Annotated in this window: 16 protein-coding genes and 1 pseudogene; 1 reads left to right on the top strand and 16 read right to left on the bottom strand. The window is 45.0% G+C overall.

The features are described from left to right. Positions 1 to 4 precede the first annotated feature (4 nt). From ACE1CD_RS21870 to ACE1CD_RS21850, 5 genes and pseudogenes are all read right to left on the bottom strand, one after another. The gene (locus ACE1CD_RS21870) at positions 5 to 856 is read right to left on the bottom strand and encodes a class I SAM-dependent DNA methyltransferase (protein ID WP_374826233.1); all 852 of its coding nucleotides are present in this window, start codon (positions 854 to 856) and stop codon (positions 5 to 7) included. 40 nt (positions 857 to 896) lie between these two features. Beyond that, positions 897 to 1937, bottom strand: coding sequence for a UbiA family prenyltransferase (locus tag ACE1CD_RS21865; RefSeq protein WP_374826232.1), 1041 nt, complete (start codon positions 1935 to 1937; stop codon positions 897 to 899). Then, positions 1930 to 2460: pseudogene (locus tag ACE1CD_RS21860) on the bottom strand (glycosyltransferase); the annotation flags it as partial. The gene ACE1CD_RS21865 and the pseudogene ACE1CD_RS21860, both read right to left, overlap by 8 nt. Before the next feature lie 62 nt (positions 2461 to 2522). Beyond that, positions 2523 to 3284: a hypothetical protein gene (locus tag ACE1CD_RS21855; protein WP_374826231.1), complete on the bottom strand. Its 762-nt coding sequence runs from the start codon at positions 3282 to 3284 to the stop codon at positions 2523 to 2525. 73 nt (positions 3285 to 3357) lie between these two features. Beyond that, entirely contained in the window at positions 3358 to 4443 is a 1086-nt protein-coding gene (locus ACE1CD_RS21850) for a glycosyltransferase family 2 protein (RefSeq protein WP_374826230.1), read from the bottom strand. 293 nt (positions 4444 to 4736) lie between these two features. Between ACE1CD_RS21850 and ACE1CD_RS21845 the strand changes: the two genes are divergently transcribed. Continuing rightward, positions 4737 to 5066, top strand: coding sequence for a hypothetical protein (locus ACE1CD_RS21845; protein WP_374826229.1), 330 nt, complete (start codon positions 4737 to 4739; stop codon positions 5064 to 5066). Positions 5067 to 5080: 14 nt separating this feature from the next. Here the strand turns inward: ACE1CD_RS21845 and ACE1CD_RS21840 are convergent, their stop codons facing one another. The 11 genes from ACE1CD_RS21840 to ACE1CD_RS21790 all read right to left on the bottom strand — a co-directional run. Further along, positions 5081 to 7813: a glycoside hydrolase family 10 protein gene (locus ACE1CD_RS21840; RefSeq protein ID WP_374826228.1), complete on the bottom strand. Its 2733-nt coding sequence runs from the start codon at positions 7811 to 7813 to the stop codon at positions 5081 to 5083. 225 nt (positions 7814 to 8038) lie between these two features. Next, entirely contained in the window at positions 8039 to 10699 is a 2661-nt protein-coding gene (locus tag ACE1CD_RS21835; protein ID WP_374826227.1) for a DEAD/DEAH box helicase, read from the bottom strand. Between the two features lie 230 nt (positions 10700 to 10929). Beyond that, positions 10930 to 11109, bottom strand: a complete 180-nt coding sequence (gene psb34 / locus ACE1CD_RS21830) for a photosystem II assembly protein Psb34 (protein ID WP_374794571.1) — start codon at positions 11107 to 11109, stop codon at positions 10930 to 10932. 304 nt (positions 11110 to 11413) lie between these two features. Beyond that, entirely contained in the window at positions 11414 to 14416 is a 3003-nt protein-coding gene (locus ACE1CD_RS21825; protein WP_374826226.1) for an O-antigen ligase family protein, read from the bottom strand. Continuing rightward, the gene (locus ACE1CD_RS21820) at positions 14413 to 15405 is read right to left on the bottom strand and encodes a PEP-CTERM sorting domain-containing protein (RefSeq protein ID WP_374826225.1); all 993 of its coding nucleotides are present in this window, start codon (positions 15403 to 15405) and stop codon (positions 14413 to 14415) included. Before ACE1CD_RS21820 ends, ACE1CD_RS21825 begins: the two co-directional genes overlap by 4 nt. A 92-nt stretch (positions 15406 to 15497) precedes the next feature. After that, positions 15498 to 16097, bottom strand: a complete 600-nt coding sequence (locus ACE1CD_RS21815) for a hypothetical protein (protein WP_374826224.1) — start codon at positions 16095 to 16097, stop codon at positions 15498 to 15500. A 335-nt stretch (positions 16098 to 16432) separates the two neighbouring features. Further along, a complete protein-coding gene (locus ACE1CD_RS21810; protein ID WP_374794567.1) occupies positions 16433 to 17068 on the bottom strand; it encodes a hypothetical protein in 636 nt (211 codons plus the stop codon). Between the two features lie 610 nt (positions 17069 to 17678). Then, the gene (locus tag ACE1CD_RS21805) at positions 17679 to 18521 is read right to left on the bottom strand and encodes a thiazole synthase (protein ID WP_374794566.1); all 843 of its coding nucleotides are present in this window, start codon (positions 18519 to 18521) and stop codon (positions 17679 to 17681) included. A 53-nt stretch (positions 18522 to 18574) separates the two neighbouring features. After that, the gene (thiO, locus tag ACE1CD_RS21800) at positions 18575 to 19819 is read right to left on the bottom strand and encodes a glycine oxidase ThiO (protein WP_374826223.1); all 1245 of its coding nucleotides are present in this window, start codon (positions 19817 to 19819) and stop codon (positions 18575 to 18577) included. 46 nt (positions 19820 to 19865) lie between these two features. Further along, positions 19866 to 20111 carry a hypothetical protein gene (locus ACE1CD_RS21795; protein WP_374794564.1) on the bottom strand — a complete coding sequence of 82 codons (246 nt, stop codon included), beginning with the start codon at positions 20109 to 20111 and terminating at the stop codon, positions 19866 to 19868. A 123-nt stretch (positions 20112 to 20234) separates the two neighbouring features. Beyond that, positions 20235 to 20520, bottom strand: a 286-nt coding sequence (locus tag ACE1CD_RS21790) for a zinc ribbon domain-containing protein (protein WP_374826222.1), incomplete at its 5' end; no start/stop codon positions are given.

Raw genomic sequence — 20520 nt, 5'->3', positions numbered from 1 at the left:
ACTACTAACTGCGGAATAACTTGCGAATCAGCCGCTGCAAAAAGTTTGCAGAATCAACAGGCGGGATGTCAGTAGATATTCGATCGCTCCCATCGGCAATAGATTCGGATTCCTTCATTAACTGAGTTCGGATACTCTCAAACTGCCTTGCATTTTTAGCTGCCAGAATCCCCCAGTAAAAACCATTGGCGTATTCAATACTCTCCACAGTCTCAAAATGCTTCTTAAATAGTTCAATCATGTATTCTATTTGAGGAACAAGCATATTGTCATGGCGTTTACCATTCGGCTGAATCCATGACCACATAACTGCTGTAACTAAGATTTTTCCTCCATAAGCTGGCGCATCTTCAAATGCTACATAAGGAACTTTTGTTGGATCGCTGTAAAGATTTTTAGAAGGTTCGCAAATGGGCATAAAGCAAACACCATCGTCAGTCAACCAATCAGATATATTTTCGATCAATATCTCAATTTCTGATATAGATTCTGCAAAACTATAAGCCCACCACATTGAGGAAATAACATCCCATTCTCCTTTATTAATCAGCAATTTATCTCTAAAATTGCCTTGAATTAATGGAATATTAGGGTTTTTTAGTTTGGCAAGATTAAGCATTGCTTGTGAAATGTCTAAACCTGTTCTCTGTACTTCTGGAAAACAACTGAGATAGTACCCTGTACCGCAGGCAATATCCAACCAACGAACTGTACTGCCTTTCTCGCGCAAAAGTTCTGTTAATATCTGAAGCTCAGAAGCGGTTTTTGTCTGCGAGTGAATATCTGTCAGAAATTTTTCATTGTAAGCCTCTGCATAGGCTTCATCATAAGTTTCTAAAACTTGTTCTATTTTCATATTTTCCTGTAATTTAGTATTAATGCGCTCTTTAATATTATTATATATCCTTCTGGAGGAGAGTGGGAATATCCCATCTAAGTAAACCCCAGAAATCTTTGATCCAAAACCATAGACGTTGATAATAAAATAATAAGTGAATTCCTAAAATAATTAAATTTACAGGATTTCTCCAGCTAGTCAAACACAAAAATCCCAGAGGATAAAATACATCGTAATATTCAAATAGAAAAAGTCTGTGATTCTCTGTAGGCTTAACAATGACGATATCTAATTGCCAAAAATAGTGTCTCAGCCATTCCGTTACTAAATAAAAGCCTAGAAAAGCCCAAACGAAAATATTATGAGAGATTAGTAATATGACCGTAAGAGAGCCAAATTCTGCGGGGAAGACAACCCATTTACCAAGTCTTTGCAACGTTTGTGTAGAATTATTGACAGCAAATGTATTGATACCAGCACGCCGATCGTTTTCACAATCAAATATTTGATGCCAAAGAATGCTTCTCAATCCTGATGCAAATGCCCAAATAGCGATCGTTATTAGCCATACTATTGATAGTGATTTACCAGTATTATGAGCAACTAAAATTACAGCAAATATTTGCGGCACCAAACTTTCTCCCACTGCAATTGCTAAAACACCCCAAAAACCTCGGTTTTTCAGACGGATAGGTGGTAGAGAGTAAATAGTGAAAAGTAGCCAGTTTCCTATATAAACGCTTAAGGCTAAAGGAATTTGAATCAATAGTCCCGATCCGATAAGACCTGGTACAATACACGCGATCGTAACCAAAGCGCTAAATAAATTAGAGCGTCCTATAAAGTAGTTAGCTTTGCCACTGATTCGATCTTCTTCTCGATCGCATAAATTATTAATTACACTGGCGTAGCTTGCACCGATCGCTAAAGCAATCACGATAAATAAAAACGTACTCCCAAGCGAAATTAAGGATATGTTTGAAGTTGCCGCAATAGCATAGGCAGTTCCTAAAACAGGAGCCAGCTTGTATGACCACCATTCCTTTGCTCTCACCAGAGCGAGCATCTGTTGAAAAAAATTTAGTGTTTGTTTATTCATTATTTGCAAGCGAGCAAAGTTGCAAAAGTTTATCTGCAAAAATACGTTCGGGATGGGAAGGAATAATTTCTCGAATCGAGACTGCTGCTTTCCGACCAATCTGTTCCCATTCATTTCGACGTTGCCACGCTCGCTCCAGCGTTTCATCAATTGCATGAAAGGAAGCTGTTGGCGCAATAAACCCCGTAACATCGTCTGTCACCACTTCTGAAACCCCTCCAACATTGGTCACAATGCCAAATCTGCCGCACATCATAGCTTCAACCAAAGTAATCGGGAGTCCTTCTGCTCGTGAAGGCAAAATCAAAGCATGAAACTCCTGCCAAATATCAACAATATTTTCCACAAAACCGGGAAAGCTAACATTGTTGAGATTTAAGAACTGTGCCAACTCTACCAATCCATTCCGATTGACTCCCTCGCCAAAAAATGACACATAGATGTGGCGCGATTTCCATTTACTTTGCGCCATTACTCTTAACAGAATATCCTGTCCTTTGTCAAGCAGCCAAAGACGAGCTACACAAGCAAGTTTAAAGCAACCATTTTCAGGGTTTTGCCAAGGTAGAGGAGCTACTACAGATGTTAGATAAGGGTTTTGACTACTTCAGCATGAAGTAATTTCTGGCTAATCTGCATTTCCGTAACTTGCAGGTTATGTTGAGAGACAAAATAACATCTCACTGCCTCTTGAAATGCTGCTTTCATCAATGGGCGTACTTCATCAATCGGCCAACGATCTTCTCCTGCTTTGTGGGAAATTATAATGTAGGGTAGATTCATTTGACGACACAGAGTAGCAAATTCCAAACCATCAAAGTTATCCCCCTGTGAAATAATCACTAAGTTGGGATCTAGTTGTGCTAACTCCTTGGCTAAAGATGATTGCAATTCACTTTCTAATTGCAATTCACCTTCTAATTGCAATTCAGTTTCTGGAACGAACCGTGATTGGGGACGTAACCATTCACTGAAAAAACGATAGCAACGTCTTAAACCGCGAATAACTTTGTTGATTATCCACACTTGACTGAAACGCCGCCAAACTCGACCTAGTAATGTTTCCTGCTGAGCATCTAATGTTTCCTGTTGAGCATCTAAAAGCAAGGTATCAAAAACAGGAATATTGAATTGTTCTAATTGATTAATTCGATGATGAGTTGAAACAACATTAGTCTTATAAATATATACTTCATGTCCCTGTTGCTTGAGATACTTTGCAGTTGATGACCAAAGTTCTTCACTTCCACCCCATACACCGTAACAAGAACTCATAAATACAAAACGGCTGATTTTAATCGTCGTACCAGCTTCTCTTATAAAAGTTAAGTTTTTTTCAATTACCATTGACTCCTCTATAACATTTACTCTGTTATACCTATTACTACACTCGATTGGTGCTGGAAACGTTAATTTTTCCTTATTGAGACGATCTCTGCGAGTGCTTAAAATCCTGTTGGATATTCAATTTTAAAATTGTTATATGACGAACATATTTTTTGAGTTTATTTTTGACAATTTCCAAAATGTAAATTGGTATATCTACAGGACTGAGGACGAAAGAATATAATAACATTCTCAACGCCCGAAACTGACAATTTGATTTTTGCCAGTATTGCCATGCTCCGCTAACATAACATCTAGCTCGGTTACGGATAAATTTACGTTTTTCTTGGTTAGTAAGTAAGTGACCGAGATAATCTAAAATCAATTTATTATCATGGATACCAAAGTCTTCAATTAGATCTAGCCAACAACACCCGTCGTGAATTCCAGTTCCATCAGCACGTTTGACCCACAATATTTCTCTAGTTAGTCCAGCGCGACAAGGTTGGGAAAGAACAGTTTCTAGCAAAAAGCACCAGTCGTCAGCAATTCTCAGTTGTGTATTCCAGTTTCCACTGATACTCGCTCGCCGAAATACTACACCAGAAGACGGTGCAGGACAAATTTCCAAGCACAAATTGCGGCATCGATCGGGTGTAATCAGCCTCCATCTTCCGTTACCTAATATAGAGTAATCCTGCCAATTAATTATTTTTTCTATAGGATTGGGGATCGGATCGCCATTAAAGTGGTAAAGTTCCCAATTAGCAAAGACCAAATCCAGATCGTAGGTTTTTATCGCGTTAATACATTGTTCTAGAAAATTAGACCGCCAAACATCATCTGAATCGAGGGTGGCTAAGTAGGTTCCTTGGGCATATCTAAGACCTAAATTGCGTGCTGCCCCCTGCCCCTGATGTGTTTGTCGCAAATAAAGAATTCTGGGAAAATTTGCGAGTATAGTCGGTGTTTCATCAGTAGAGCCATCATCTACGACAATAATCTCTACATTAGGCCAGGTTTGCTGCTGAACGCTGTGAATTGCGTCCTTTATCAAACCCGCCCGATTCCAGGTAGGAATAATGACGGAAATCAGTTCTAAGCGATCGACTCCGCTAGGGCGCTCTGCGGAATTGACTGTTAATCCTTGAGAATTATCAAAAGAATTGCTATAAAGCATCTATCTTAGGACTTAAACATTAACCAAATAATACCATATAGGCGTTATTGTTGGGAGAGCGGGGGAGCGGGGGAGCGGGGGAGTGGGAGATTTCAAATTTCAGATTTCAGAGTTTTACCGAATCTGAAATTTTCTTCCCTCTCCGTCTTCCTTCTTCCCTGTTCCCCCTAATCCCTAGCTAGAGGCTAGACAGCTTGAAAAATAGTAGATTTCGGTCTACTGAAAGAGGCTTTGCTGTGCTGGGATGGTCGGCAGAGTATATTCTGAAAAAATTCAGCCCTTAACTTCCGAACATGATTGGCTTCATCTTCGCTCTGATTCTCTTTGTCAGTCCCACCCTGATAATTCTGTGGAGTGCGTTGACTCGCGTTGGCTTTGTCTGGAGTTTACTTTGGATATTGGCTGGCTCGATAATTGGTGGATTACTGCTAGCGATCGTCGGCGCAGTTTTTTACGGATTGCTGACTGCGTGGGACGATCGCCGCACTGGGCCCCCGGAGGCAGGCGCGATCGGTGCAGGTCTTGGCAGAACGATCGTCACGCTGATTTTTATGGTGATGTTTGGTTGGATTGGCTCCGGATTGGGAGCTTTTCTTGCATTCAACTATCTGGTGCATCCATAGTTTTATTTCTCAAACTATCTTTGAGCCGCAGAAGAATTTGCTCGTTTCAACACAACTCGCTCACCATAGTTAAGTAACTTCTCCAAACTAGCTATACGATTATTCCATGTTTGCACTTGATAAGAATTCTGTGTAGAATGCTGCCTCATCCAAATGCCAAACTGAGCGCGAAAATCCCTTAAAGAATTCCTTGCAGCAGCGAGATTATTAGCATTTGGCTGTTGCGCCAGCCGATCTAAAACTGTTGCCAGTGCAGCACCTTTGGTATTAAAAGACGATCGCCCAGCTTCTGTCATCTGAAGTTGATTGATTTGCAGCAGAAAAGCCCATTCCCGCTGGAGAGCCCCGAAACTGGAAGCAGCGGCGGCGAAAGGTTGACGGTAGGGAATTGGCTCTCTTGGTGGTTGTGCCGTACCTTGAGTTCGACTCAAAATGGAATGCAGGTGGTTACCGAAATGCTCGAAGGCAAACAACGAGTAACCGCCGTTCGGCAGATCTCTGATAAACTGAATTTGATCGATCGCATTTATTTCGGGCAGGTTTAAAAGCAAAATCCCCGGCAGTACCAAAGTTGAGCCTATATCCTGATTGCTCAGCCAAGGTTGCGCCAGTTGCGCGAAACGATTGGTATCCTGAGCGTAAGCCATCGGCACAATCAAATCTACATCGCCTCTTCTCGCCCACAATTCCCAATTTTGTTGTAACTTTTGAATTCGTTCTTGTAGGGGATAGCCGAAAACAGCAGCCGACAAAATTAAATTCGGGCGACGTTCTCGTACCATCTGCGATACTTCCGCCACAAAAGAATTGATTTGGTTAGTGCGAAACTCTGTCCACTTTTGCCACAGAGGACGATTGCTGGGAGAAATTTTAATAGGGTCAATCTTATTGATTTGCTGAAATAGCTGACGCGCTGCTTTCCCGTAACCGTAAACAGCTCCCCGACTGGGGTCTTGAAACGGGTAGCGAATATAGTCAATCTGCAATCCATCGACGTTATAGCGAGTAATTATTTCCTCAAATAACTTAAGTAAATAGCGGCGTACTTCTGGATTGGCCGGATCTAAAAAAGGCTTCGTTTGTCCCGCCGGAATCATCCTACCTTGATTATCGTAATTTGCCCAATCGGGATGAGCGGAAATAATTGGGCCGGGATAGTTAGGAGGTTGGTTGAGAATAGCATTATGGCGCTGATTGCCAGCTGCAAAAGTCCAAACCCAAGCGTGCAATTCCATACCGCGTTCGCGGGCTAATTTTACAGCTGAAGCTAGGGGGTCCCAACCTTTTGTGAGTGGGTTTTGTTCTGGTGCGACTCGACTGGGATAAATGGTGTAGCCGGCATTGACCGTTTCAAAAAAGACGGTGTTTATACCAGCTTGAGCCAATCGATCGAACAGTCTGGCTAAGCCGCGTTCGGAAGCTGCTTGCACGATCGAACCGCGATCGAGCCAAATTGCCCGCACTTCCGATTGTGCGATCGGCTTATCGGTTGGGTACAGATTCCATAGACTTTGACGAGCTTGCAGCCACTGACTTCTAGCTGTGGCGTAGTCTCGTTTGGCAACCCATTGGGGAAATCCGTCAAGCACTTCTCGCGCTTTTTGTAAAGCACCAAATACTGTATTTTGAGTGCTGACTGAGAAAGCAGAGGCGACCGTCGGAGCAGAGCCGATCGGGATAGTTTCTTTTTTCCCCGCCTCCAGAGCTCCCCCACTCCCCGGCTCCCTTGCCACGTTAGGATTAACGGCGTTGGCAGCTAAAAGGGCGCTTTCGACGCGACCGATCAAATTTGCCAGCTCTTGCCTCATCACGATCGCGTCTTTAGCTGCGATCGGTTCTCCCCCCGGTGTAGGGCGAATGGCAGCGGTTGCCACCCGCTCGGTTGGGTCAGTCGGTGGTGGAGACTGACGACTGGGTGGTGGAGACTGGCGATTGAGAACAGCCGATGGCCGACTCGCGACTGGTGACTGACGATTGGGTGCTGGAGACTGAGAAACCCTCCCCCCCGCTCCGACTCCCCCGCTCCCCCTTGCCGGAGCCGCAGCCACATTGGCTAAGGCACCGGGAGCAACGCAATTGCCTGTTGTTTGGGGTGCTGTTCCTACTTGGGCGATATTGCCGTAACGGGTCAGAGCCGCCTTCAGCCAAGCCAAATCTAATTGGGAACTAGCGGCAGTGTTGACACCCCAGCGCCAGCCAAAAAAAGTTGTCCGGTTGGTTGTCACAACTGCCGGTGGCGAGTCGCTAATCGTCCATGTGGCGGCGGCTTGACTGTTCAAGCCGGTAGGAATGACGACACCGCCGTGAATAGTGCCGCTGAGTTCTTGGCGCACCCACTCTTGCGTTCTGGTTCGCATGGGTTGCAGCGCTTCCGGTGCTGAGAGGGGAAAAGCCCAGTAAGCGCCCAGGAGGCTGCGTAACATTTGGCGCACGCCAGGGGGAGAGAGGTTGCCCACCGGCCCGCTGACGATCGCACGACCGCCTTTGCTCATCCATCCTTCCAGAGCGATCGCCTGCTCTTGAGTCAAACTTTCCACATTCGGCAAGAAAAGAACCGATATCCCGTTCAAATCTGCCGCATTCTGGACTTTTTGCAAATCTACCACACAATAAGGCAGTCCGCTTTCGCCTAACCGAGTGGTAATACCGCTCCATTGGGTAGCGTTATCGGGGCTACGCACCACACCCAAGCGAATCGCTTGTGCTTCCGCAGGAGCAAAAGGTAAAAGCGAAAAGGAAAAAGGCAAAAGAAACAAAGTAATGAGATAGTTTATTTTTGTTCTTTTTGCCTTTTGCTGTTTATTTACGAGTAACTTTTGCCCACAAATAAATAGAACTGGAACTGACGCCTTTCTCCTCACTCCTAACACCTGATTTGTCACTCCTCAAAACGATTTCAAATTTTAGATTTGAGATTTCAGATTTGAGATCGAACTTAAAATCTCAAATCGAAAATCTCAAATCTAAAATCTTTAGCCGACAATCTCATTCACTGGGAACCGATCCATCAGTTGGATGGCGCGACTGGCATTTTGCTTTAATGAATCCGACAAATAAGGTACGTGGGGTATTTGCGAGAGAAAATCTAACGTCCGGCGTAACATCCGCACTACGTCTCCTTCATCTAAGGTTGTGTTTTCGCACAGATGCACCCACTCTACGCCCAACGCCCATTCCTGCACCAAACCAATTAAATCATCCTCCAGCCAAACTGGCAAAGCTACGTTGTGTCGGCGCTGCATTTGGAATAGCTGGCGGCGCAAAGAGCGCAATTTGCCCATAGCTTCTTCCACTTGTGGAGCGGGATCGTAGTTGGTTCTGGCATCTGGGCGGGGTGTCTCGGTGACCAGAGCTGCACAAGCAGCCGCTAGGTGATGAGGGTCTAAATCGTCAAATTCTCTGGACATCAGCGCCAATCCCAACCACAGCTCGTTATCGCCCCTAATTGCTGCTGCTGCTTGACCCATCGGGGTGGGCACCAATCCTTCCAAACAACCAAACCCTTGTAAAATTTGGATCAGGTCGAGGAATTCTTCCCAATGGCGTTGGGTTTGTCTGTCGAGTTTTGCTTGACGATCGCTTATCTCTTCCTGCAAAGATACGATCCGGCGATAGCGTTTGAGCAGCGTACCGGGATTGCCCCAGCGATGGATGGGATGAGCTGCCACCTGCGCTTCCAGTGCTTTAACCGATTCAGCTTGGGCTACGACTTCTGGGGGATCTGACGGCGGCGGTGGTATGGGGATGGTATTGGCGACAACAGCAGTTACTTCCGTACCTGTACGCACGCTACCGAGTTTCATGGCCATATCGGGCGGTGGCCCTGACAGGCGATCGACAGCGGCAATCCGAGGCAATTCGGCATGAAAACCAACCACGTCAATTGTTCCCACCACATACCAGCGGTTATCCTTTCCCAGACAGATCAGGTAGGGGCTTTGTCCGGGGCCGGGTATTTTATTGACCAAGGTGGCCGGCATAGGAGTAGACACGGGTACGTGTTTACCTTTGAGGCTGAGTATAGTTCCCGCTACAGCATAGTGGAGGGCTAATCCCATATCGCCCGCTTGCATAGAGGCAGACTGCTGTTGCAGGGTTTTGAGCAACTGCCGTTCTACTTTGAGCCGCTGTTGTAATTTTTCATAATTAGCTAAAGCGGTGGGTTCGACTTGCTGCATTTGGGACTGAAGATTTCCCAGTTCAGATTCCAGATCGGCGATCGCTTGTTGCTGCGGTTTGAGGTACAGTGTTGCCAGATACTGACCGAAGCTGCGTTCCACTAAAGCTTTCGCTTCTTGGATCGTGTGAGTTTGCAGTAAGTTCAACACCATACCGTAGCTGGGTGTAAACTGGCTGACGAGCGGATCGGGTTTGGATGTTGCCAGGTAAGCAGCTTCCTTCGCTCCTTCAAAAGGTGTTTGCAGCGTCGCCACATAGCCCCGTTCGTCCATCCCCCGACGCCCCGCCCGTCCGGCCATTTGCAAGAATTCCGAGGCGTTGAGCAACCTGTGTCCGCGATCGGTACGCTTGGAGAGTGTGGAAATTACGGTTGTCCGTGCGGGCATATTAATCCCAGCTGCCAGAGTTTCCGTGGCAAACACCACTTTAATCAATCCTTCTTGAAAAAGTTCTTCTACCAAACCTTTCCAAGTCGGTAAAATGCCCGCGTGGTGGGCAGCAATGCCCCTGGAAAGCGGTTCGATCTGTCCCGTTCTGCCTGCTTCTGGATAGCGTGCCAAAAATTCTTCGATTCTCCGCCTTAGCTGTTGCGCTTCTGCTTTATTCACCAGCGTCAGGTCGCCCACTTCTTCGACGGCTTGGTCGCAACCCCGACGGCTGAAGATAAAATAAATTGCCGGTAACATATCGCGTTCCCGCAATTGACTCAGCACAAAGTTCAAACTCGGACTTTCCGGTCGTTTTCCCGGTTGTTTTTGTGGGCCTTTAGGTTTGAGGCGAGGATTGATTTTGGTGAGATCTTCGTTCAGGAGAGGAAATAATCCTTTGGGAGAACAAAAGTGAAATTCCAGAGGTACGGGGCGGAAGTCTGAGTAAATCAGTTCGGTTGGCCCGTGAACGTTACCGATCCAGTCGGTCAGCTGTTCGCTGTTGGCGACGGTGGCGGAAAGCGCGACTAATTGAATTTCGCGGGGACAGTAGATGATCGATTCTTCCCAAACTGTACCCCGTTGGCGATCGTTCATGTAGTGGCACTCATCCAGGACTACCGCATCCACTCCAACTAACGATGTGCCAACTTCCCCTATTGGTGTGCCGTAGAGCATATTGCGGAAGATTTCTGTGGTCATCACCAAGATAGGCGCGTCCCGGTCGATCGACATATCGCCGGTCAGCAATCCCACTATGTCAGGCCCAAACTGCTCGCTGAAGTCGCGCCACTTTTGGTTGGAAAGTGCTTTGAGGGGTGTGGTGTAAAATACTCGTCTGTTCCGCGCTAAGGCACGGTGAATGGCGTATTCTCCAATTAATGTTTTCCCCGAACCTGTGGGGGCACAAACGACGACGGATCGATCGGCATTTAATGCAGCGATCGCTTTGAGCTGAAATTGATCCAGCGCAAATGGAAATAATTTATTTAGGTCGAGCTCTGCTGTAGTAGGCGAACGGTTCACACACAAATATTCCAATAATGTTGCAGACTGGATTCACCAAAATCTGACACAATCGAGATGCCGAGTCTGCCTGATTCTATCCAATTTTTACATTTATGAGGGGTTTGTCGCCCGGTACAGTTGCAGCAAACTGGCCCTTAAACAAATTCAACCGGACATCCTCCGCTCTGGGAAGTCCGGTTATTTTGGCAAGGAAACATAACCGTGCCGCTTATTGATGGTATTGATTTCTAGCCGACGTTAGAAGCAGAAAAAGCCACTACGACCAATCCGGCAACTAAAGCGATCGCTGCCACTCCCATGATGAGATAGTTCCGCTGCTGGGTCTTGTTGGGAGGGGTTGCTTCATAAATCTTTGGCTCAATGGCAAAGTTGTTCAGACGACCGCCTTCTTCTGTGGTGTAGGGCATGAATCTTATCCTCGGTTTTTCTTATTTTAACTTATCGTAACAATTCTTATTGTATACCATTTCTTAAAAAATTTACAAAAATTTACAAATTTTGCCAACTAGGTACTCGCTCGCCAGTTGAGGAGAAGGGATTGACAAAAAGAACAAAATATGTATTGTGTAGGGGCGATCGCGTAGCGTGCGACGAGAGCGCCCCTCCGAGAAATAAATAGAGATTCACACTATCTTACTTTTGTCAACAACGATTAATCGGACTGGCGCTCTAGAACTTGATTAGTCAGCAACAAGCGAAACCTTCTTCTCCCTACCCGGAGGGCAGAGTCTTCAAACAAGGTTTAAGTTTAAAACCATTATTCCCTTCCACCGCCACATGACAAGAGTACTTGAGAAAGCCACCCGGAGAACCAGTATTGTTTTTAATCGTATTACCGCTACCCCCTTTGCTTGCTCTCGACATCACCCCGCCATTAATAACATTATCCTCAATTCTCACATTCTCCATAGCATGAATACCGTTATTGGTATCCGCACTGACATAGATTAAAGGAGTATCTGTGACATTAGATAAAAGTTTGTTCCGAGTTATTTCCACATTTTTTACGTAGGGAGTCTTATACAAACCGATGTAACTATTCCCTTCATTCTCTGTTATGAAAACCCCATTAATTTGAGTGCCGCCACAGCACTCTTGAATCAAAATGCCTTCTCCATCTACGCTATAGTTTTTTGTGTCTAAAAGTTGATGTCGGTACACTTCATAGCGGTTGCCTTGAATTAATACATTCCACCCCGCCCAATCGATCGCCCGGTTCTCGTATGTTACATTGATAATGGGGAGTCCATTTCCCCAAGGGTTTGTCCACCACTGCTTGTTGGGTTGGTCTTTAATTTGGTTGTCTTTGATAACCAACCCATCCCCAGCAGCGCGAATAGCCGCTCTCATAGTATGATATATCCAGTTGTCTCGAATCACTATACCTTTACGGAAAAGTCCGGGTTCTGCATTGGGGTCTGCCGCTGGTTCAAAGTCAAGTTCAATACCTTCTGCTTTTGTCCGATCGACTACAATTCCATAGTGGTTTCCGTAGTGAAACGGCACTTTCCAACCTTCAGTATAGGTGATAGTTGACTTATTATCAAAAGCTTTGATTTGATAGCCTGGTTGGTCGTAGTTATCGGTAATCGCATCGTTGAGACGATTGTTACTAACTAAGACATTGGCATCGGCTGTAATTTTAATATTGGCAGCGAAGGGGTGGCTGTAGCGCAACCAAGGTGATTGATACGATCGATCGGGAACATTAGGGATGGGGTCAGCCACATTGTTGCTGCGAATTCCGTAGATGATAATATTTTTACTTCTAACCACGTCAACATCCCCCAACAGGTAAATACCAGCGCGGTTGATGTCTACATTAATAATGCCTATATTGCTGTCGGTATTGGGTGAAGTAGTAAGTATTTTCTTAAAGGCTGTACTATTTGGAGTGCCACTGCCTGACAGTTTTGGCTCATATTTAGGAAAGATGAATTTAGTAGTCGGGTTGTAGTTAGTTGATTTAGCATCAGAGAGAGAGGGAGTTTCACCTCGGATGACTACACCATCTTTCAAATAGAGGTTGTCTGTGAATTGATAGATTCCGGCTGGGAAATAAACGACTCCACCACCGTTGGCGACGGCGGCATCGCGGGCTTTGTTATATCGATCGAGTATTGTTTCTCCCGGAAAGTCTTTGATGTTGTATACGCAGTTCCACTTGATGTTGTTAGTCCAAGGATAAGCAGAGTCGCCGTACCTTTTGGCGATGGCATTGTCTGTTGGGCTACTGGTGGAACTGGCACAAGTTGATTGATTAGAAGCTGCTTTGAGAAAAGGCAGATGTTGGTTGATAAAATAGTAAGTTGCAGTAGTGGATAATAATAAGAAACTGACAATTAAAATTACTAATAAGGGTTTATTTTGGGTGGCGGCTATTAAATCTCTGGGTGGGTGTATGGGTGCGGTTTGTTCAAGGGATGGGTTGACAGAGTTCGAGCGATTTGTCAGGTTGGAAGTTCCCCAAAAACTAAGCGCCCACCACATTATATGGGTGTACTGGGCGCATTCAAACCAGGTGAAGGTAAAGATTAGATAACAGATGGCTATTGCTTCTATGCCTTGGTAGGGCGATTGGATAGTTTGCTTGATTGCAAATATTATGAGTGCCGAATATGATAGCAATCCTAAAATACCTACAGATAGGGTGGTGTCTAGGAGTAGGTTGTGAGCTTTGGCGGTAGGTAAAGGTATCGTGCTTAGCTTTCCTTTTTTGTTAACGTAGTCGAGACTGAAGTCACCCAAACGTACAACTTTTACCGTCTTGTCAGGGTTTAAAATATACGGATAAGCAGTGCCAAAACCATTCATTCCCCATCCAAGTAGAGGACGCTGACTTATTCCCCGCTTTGATAGCTGCCACAGATAAATTCGGTCTGACGTGATTTGTTTAATTAAAGGTAAATTATCTATCTGCCGGGTGGTAGTAGCGATACCAATTACGAGCAGACAGACAATCGTAGCAGGAACTAACAGTTTATAGTATTTTTTCCCTAATAAGTAAACAGTTGCTATTAGCAGAGCTAATACTGCCTGCCTGGTCTGAGTTAGTAGGAATGCTAATATCATCAATACTCCTACCATTTTCACCGTGCGGCTGCTTATCCACTGTCGCTGCCAACTGACCAGCAGAAAAATTACTATTGCTGCGAGTACAAATGAGGCATGACCTCGATGGGAATACAAACCAATCGGTTGCTGACCTTGGAAAATGGTACTAGCCAAGACATTTTTCTGGATCAGTTGACCCATCGTGGCGGTATAGTCAATTCGCCAGTCGATGACTTGGGGAAAGATGCTAATAGCAAGGATAACTCCTCCTATCAGCAGTCCCTTTAGTTGGGGACGAAAAAGTTCTGGGTGATGTGTTAATAGTAGGGTATTGCTGAGTGTAAAAGCGGCTATTGTTAACCAATATAACCAGCCATCACCCATCTGTTCTTGACCGAATAAAGAGCGGAGTGGGAAAGGACTTAATAAAGTGGAAAGCAGTCCTATTCCTAAAAATAATGCCCACAGTATCGAGTAGGTTTTCCAGTTGCGGGGTATGGTGAGGGATTTTCTTTCTTCCCAAAGGATTGAGAAATTTAACAGAGTAATTAAGAGGACGGCTAATACTTTTGGTTCTGTCCAAATGGAACCTCGACTGTTGCCAAAAGGGTCGATGAGGATGATGCACAAGGCGAATAGCAGGGTGTAAAAACTTTTCACTGCTGTTTGGTAAATTTGTTTTTCAGCATTTGAATTGTACCAGCAGCACCTAATGCCAACAGTCCTAATATAGTGGTGGGTTCGGGGACTCTTTCCGCTGATTGATTTGGGTCGCCGCTGTCGAAGTCGGAAAGTGGCAGTTCTCGGTTAGTAAGTGTGTTAGTATTAGTAGCAGTAACAGTGAAACATCCACCACCGCCGCTACTTCCGTTACAAGTTGATTTTCGACGACTGTTGTTTCTCCAACCCCATTTCATCCCGTTATAAATCGTAACTGTCCTTTTCTGGCTTCCTATAACTTGCGCCTCTTCAACCAAGTAGAGTTCAGCATCCCAGAAATGGCTTTCTACAGGATCTACTCTGTATGGTCTGTCTCCAAAGAATCTGTACGGCGGGACGCCAAATCCGTTTCCCGCAACACCGGAATAGTATGGGGTAGTTTGTCCAATATCAATATCGAGAACGTTTTCAATCGAACCATGTCGGTCGGGATTGAGGCTATGATTACTGTACACCCGTTGAATCCATTGGACTCGTCTAGTAATACCCGTAGGGTCGGGTAAGGGGTCGCCTGGTGGTAACAGGGCTGGATAGTACCGTAAGTCAAGAAGAGATCCAACACCTCCTGATACAGGAATACCTATTTCTGCTCCACAATCTGTAGTTTGTGGGCCGCAGATGTAATAATTTAGGAGATCAAAGCTACCCTGTAAGTCGTTCTCGGCACGCCGAAATTCCCAGCGTCCAGGATACCTATTAGAAAAATCGTTTAGCAATTGCCAAAGCTTATTAGTTCCACCCCTTTCAATCTCTTCTGCAACAACTAAATACGCCTCGCCCTCGTAATCAGGTTCGTTGTAGCGAATGAAAGCATTGGATCTTCCATCTGGAGGAGGATAATTGATAGTAAAAGCAACACCAGACTGTCCGGTAAGGGTTACTACCAAGGTTATAGCCAACCCAAGTAGGGAATATTGTCGCGATGGCATTTTGTAACTCCTTTAGGTATTAGGTTCCAAAAAAATAATAGTCTTGGCGCAAAACAAAATCTAGACAGTAATTGCGATGTGATTTCAATTCATCAATAGACTAGGCGGAACTCCTCCCAAGGTGTAGATGCCTTTCCTGTCCACAGTCCTTCCACAGTTCCTCCATAAGGGATTTTTCTCATGGCGTTTTGATTTTCATAAGTGAACCGAACTCGATATCTACCTGGATTGAGAGTGCGAAAAGTCCAAACCCCGCCAGAACTTTCATAGCCTCTGAGTTCAAACTTGTCTTCATAGCAGTACAATTCGCCTTCTACAAAAAAAGTCAAATTCTCTCCAGGCATAGCCAATATAAAATCGGTTTCTTGCGGGGTTTTGGTGGCATTTATGCCCCAAGATCTCTCTATTACTCTCCCCTTGGCATCTTGAAGTTCTGGCATCAAGCCGAAGAATTTAAAGCGATAGAGAATTTCCGAAAGATTCGTAACGCGAATCCCGAATTGCACGGTAGTTTTGGTATTCTCTTTCGTAGGAATAATAAACTCGCGCTCTGGCACTAAAGTTTCAAAGCGGATGCCATCTACTTCAACTGCATTGTTGTCAGTTGATTCAAAAGATTTCAAGTTAGCTACCCTCCCTATTGCGGCATCTTCAGTCGCAGTCAACCCTGGCGGCACATAAAAATGCGTCATCCCCTTAGCAAAAGTAAAACCAAACCCAAACAAAAAAGAAAGAAGTTACACATAAAATATCTACTGACATCACAACTTTTCAACAGACGGATACCCAATTCGAGCGGAGTACTTACCCCTAGCTGATTTTTTGGGATGGCATAGACCCTGGTGGGGAAGACTATTGGGTTCGGATTCCCAATTTCTGCGTATATGCCCTCCGCTTCAGCGGGATTGCTGTTAAAAGATTCTCCAGATGTCATGTTGGCTGCCTTATTGCTAATTTTTCTGTAGCACTCAATTATGAAATTCACTGCTGTTTGGTAAACTTGTTTTTGACCCAATAATCTTTTTAATCAAGGGTTAACTAAACGGATATCAATAAAGGGAGTTGTTACCCGGCCTGTCCAAATACCTTCTAATCGTATGGGTTGCTTGGTTTCCGGTTTATAGTAAGTTGCTTGGGGTTCTCGGTTACTATAATTGAATCGAATGTAATATGAACCAGGCTTAATATCCTGATAAACCCATGTACCGAGACGCAAGCTGACACGCGAGTTATGAGAACCAAATAAAAGTTGGTTCTCATTCCAAAACAGCTTTGCCTCCCTAAAATGAGTGACGCGCTCTCCTGGCCTTACTAACAGAAAATCGGATTCTATAGGATAGGGCATTCTATTGCTCCCACCGCCCGACAGAAGTGATTGACCATCAGATTTTACAAGCTCTGGCAACATATAATTATAAAAACTAAAGTAAAGTGGATTTGATGTATTGTTAGTAACGCTGATACCCAACTGCACGGATGTAGCCACACCCGGTTTATTTTCTGGAATGCGCCATACACGCTCCGGGATTGCAGTTTCAAACCGAATACCATCGACTTCAACTGCATTGCTGTCAGTCGATTCAACAGGCATCAAGCTAGCTACTTTCCTAATGCCAAAATCTTCCGTCGCACTCAACCAGGTTGGGCTCGGAAAATGTGCCATTGCCCCGAGAAGAACTAATACCAAAGCCAAACAGAAAAGAAAAAAGTTCCGCATGAAATTTGTACTGACATCACTACTTTTAAAGAGAAAGTAGTTAGATGCTTTGGGCTGGCAAATTTGTTGATAGCTTACACTTCTACCCTCATATTTAAACTCTATCTAAAGGCGTAAACCTACGAGAGAGCTATCATAAACTGATCGTTGCAGCATCGAGTTTAAGCGGGGCTTCTTACAATAGCAAAAAGATTTCTTGGTCGCCATCGAAATTTTACTAATATAGGTCAATCTTTTTTTCGCTTTTCGGTAAAATCGACAGCGCCGCTTACATTAAATTTGAATTCATATAAAGCGTAAATTTGCTGATACAGTCTTAAATAGAATATTTACGGGATCTATAGAAAAACACCCTTATTGCTAACACAGACGCCTTCTAAAGTTGGCGGAAGCCAATCCCAGACAGCGCCTACCTTACTGCGGTACATCGATTCAGTTGCTATTTAACGAGGGATTACTTTCAAATTGCTTGATGCCTTTTTATGGCATAGGAGGCAGAGCCTCCAGACTTGCGTTACCAGGCTAAAGCCTGGTAACGAGGCACAGCCCCTATCCTCTAACCGTTAATTGTGCCGCTGAGGGGCGAACTAGCGCTGGCGTATGCTTTGACGGGAATTCGGCCAGCTAGATAAGCGAGACGCCCCGCTGCTGCTGCCATAGCCATTGCCCGTGCCATTGCTGGGGGATTCTGAGCTTGGGCGATCGCAGTATTGATCAACAAGGCATCGGCTCCCATCTCCATTGCGGCGGCGGCTTCGCTGGGCGCTCCAATTCCGGCATCTACTACCACAGGAACTTGTGCGTTGTCAATTATTATTTGAATATTGGCGGCATTTTTTAGGCCCTGTCCCGAACCGATCGGCGAAGCGAGAGGCATAACGGTAGCGCAGCCGACTTCTTCTAAGCGTTTTGCCAGTATGGGGTCGGCATTGATGTAAGGCAGAACGACAAAGCCTTCTTTAACCAGTTTCTCAGCGGCTGCCAAAGTGCCGATCGGATCTGGTAGTAAATATTTAGGATCGGGAATCACCTCTAATTTGACAAAGTTATTGTCTTCCTGGCCCAATATTTTGGCCATTTCCCGTCCCAGTCTAGCTACGCGGATGGCATCTTCAGCCGTTTGACAGCCTGCCGTATTGGGCAACATCCAAATTTTAGACCAGTCGATCGCTTCTGCGAGTCCTTCGTGTCCGGGTGCGTTGCTTTGCACTCTTCTTACCGCAACCGTGACAATTTCGCAACTGCTGGCGATGATACTTTGCTGCATTTCTGCAATATTGCGATATTTGCCAGTTCCCGTCATTAGGCGCGACTGGAAAGTTTTGCCGGCGATAGTCAGGGAGTTATCTAAAAAACTGAAATCGCTTGTTTGTAAGGATGATTTATCTAAAGTTTGCATTTCTCTGTTTCCTACGTGGGTGAAGTGCCTCTAGCACCGGTTTCTTAATTTTCTTAGATTTCTCTGCTTCGGTAACGCTGAGTATTGCTAAACCGTGAGTAGTGAAAATGATTCAGAAGCGGGTCGTGTTTTTGCTCTAAAATTACATCGGCAATCAGAAAAGCGGTGATAGGCGCTAACAAAATACCGTTGCGATAGTGTCCGGTTGCTAGAGTCAAATTGTCGTAAGCACTCCCTCCTAATATCGGTAATTCGTCTGGCGTTGTCGGTCGAAATCCCCACCATAATTCTTGAATGGGAAAATGTTGTAATTCGGGATAAAGTCGAATCGCTCGTGCCAGCAATGCTTGTATTCCCCCGGTCGTATTATAAGGTGCGAAGCCTACATCTTCACTGGTTGCTCCTATGATAATTCTGCCATCTCGACGGGGCACGATGTAGATTTCCGAGCCAAACAAAACTTGTTTTAAAGGTAAGCTTCCCTCTGGCCCGACCGTCAATGGTAAAGATGAAAAGGAAGATACTTTCTCTGTTGTCAACGAGGGGGATGAAAGGAAACATTCTTTTCCTTCTGGTGACGGGGGGGATGCCAGGGAAGGTAAAGGCACGCGCACGGATAGCATTTGTCCCTTTTTGGGATATACTGGCACGGGCAATAATTGATTTGACCACGGACCAGTTGCGAAAATATATTGTTGAGCTTGCCAATCTCCAGCAGATGTTTTAACACCGATGACTTGCTTGTTCTGGGTTTGGATTTCTTCAACATTTACGCCTTCGCAAATATGAATGCCTAATTGTTGTGCTGCGGCCCACAATGTTATTGCTAAAGCGCGATTATCTACTTGTCCGTCTTCCGGATACCACCATCCACCGACTACTTCCGAACTCAATCCCGGCTGATGCTGATGAATAGCTTCTTTATCTAACCAGATGCTAACAGGAGATTTTCCGCTGAACTTCTGCTCAGATGAAATATTGCTTGCTCGCTCCTGGATGTCATAGGCTGGTGACAGAATGCCACAAGGCCAGAATCCAGTTGGGGTACCCGTAATTTGTTCTAATTTATTTGTCCAATCTGGATACAATGCCCGACTGCGGAGACATAAATCTAGCATAGGGCTGGGAGGTAATTGTTCGGCTTGGGGTGCTAACATTCCAGCAGCTGCGTGGGTAGCTGCTTGCTGAAAGTCTCGCGTTAGGACGGTAACATTTGCTCCCCGTAATTTTAGTTCGATCGCCAGCGAAAGGCCAACGATTCCGCCACCAATAATCAGAATGTCGCTCAGTATATTCATTCAATCAAAATATCAATCAAAATAGTCACATTTTTAATGCAATTTTTTACCACAGTGCGGGTATGGGATCTTCTTCATTTGGAGATGGAGATGGAGAATGAGAAGGCTTTGGCGTTTGTTCATCGCTGGGTTCGTCTGGGGAGGCAGTGGGACTCGGAGACGGGTGAGAAGGTGTATTAATATCCTCCCCAGGAAGGCGAGTGTTGAAGCCAGCCACGACTGCCATAGCGATCGCCACAATTAGCAAGATCGCAATCAGACCGATAATGTTAACACCAGTGAATCGGTTCATAGATGTCGAGCCGTTTGCCTATCTCAGTCCGATCGATCGCAATCTATCATTTGACAGCAAATTTATCGAGATATTGAGAAGTTGACATCTTTCCCGACCTTGAAGGTACAGGGATTCCAAAGATTACTCTTTGGGTTTCCTCTTTCTGCGAGTTGATTTACTTAGTTGAGTTTCCTCACCCAAGCAGATATCGATCTCTCCAGAGGCGTTACTTTCGGTCTGCCCGACCGTAGTTGATAGTTGTTTTAAAGCGAGTTTTAAAATGTTTTTTGCTGCATTCTCATCTCGGTCAGCAACATATTTGCAATGAGGACATTGATGAGTTCTGTTGCTTAAAGTTTTCACCACTTTTGACCCACAGTTAGAACAATTTTGGCTAGTTAGTTTCGGTTCTACAGCAATTACTGTC

This window comes from Aerosakkonema sp. BLCC-F183, assembly GCF_041929145.1.
Taxonomy (GTDB): domain Bacteria; phylum Cyanobacteriota; class Cyanobacteriia; order Cyanobacteriales; family Aerosakkonemataceae; genus Aerosakkonema.
This window is presented reverse-complemented; position numbering and strand designations above follow the sequence as displayed.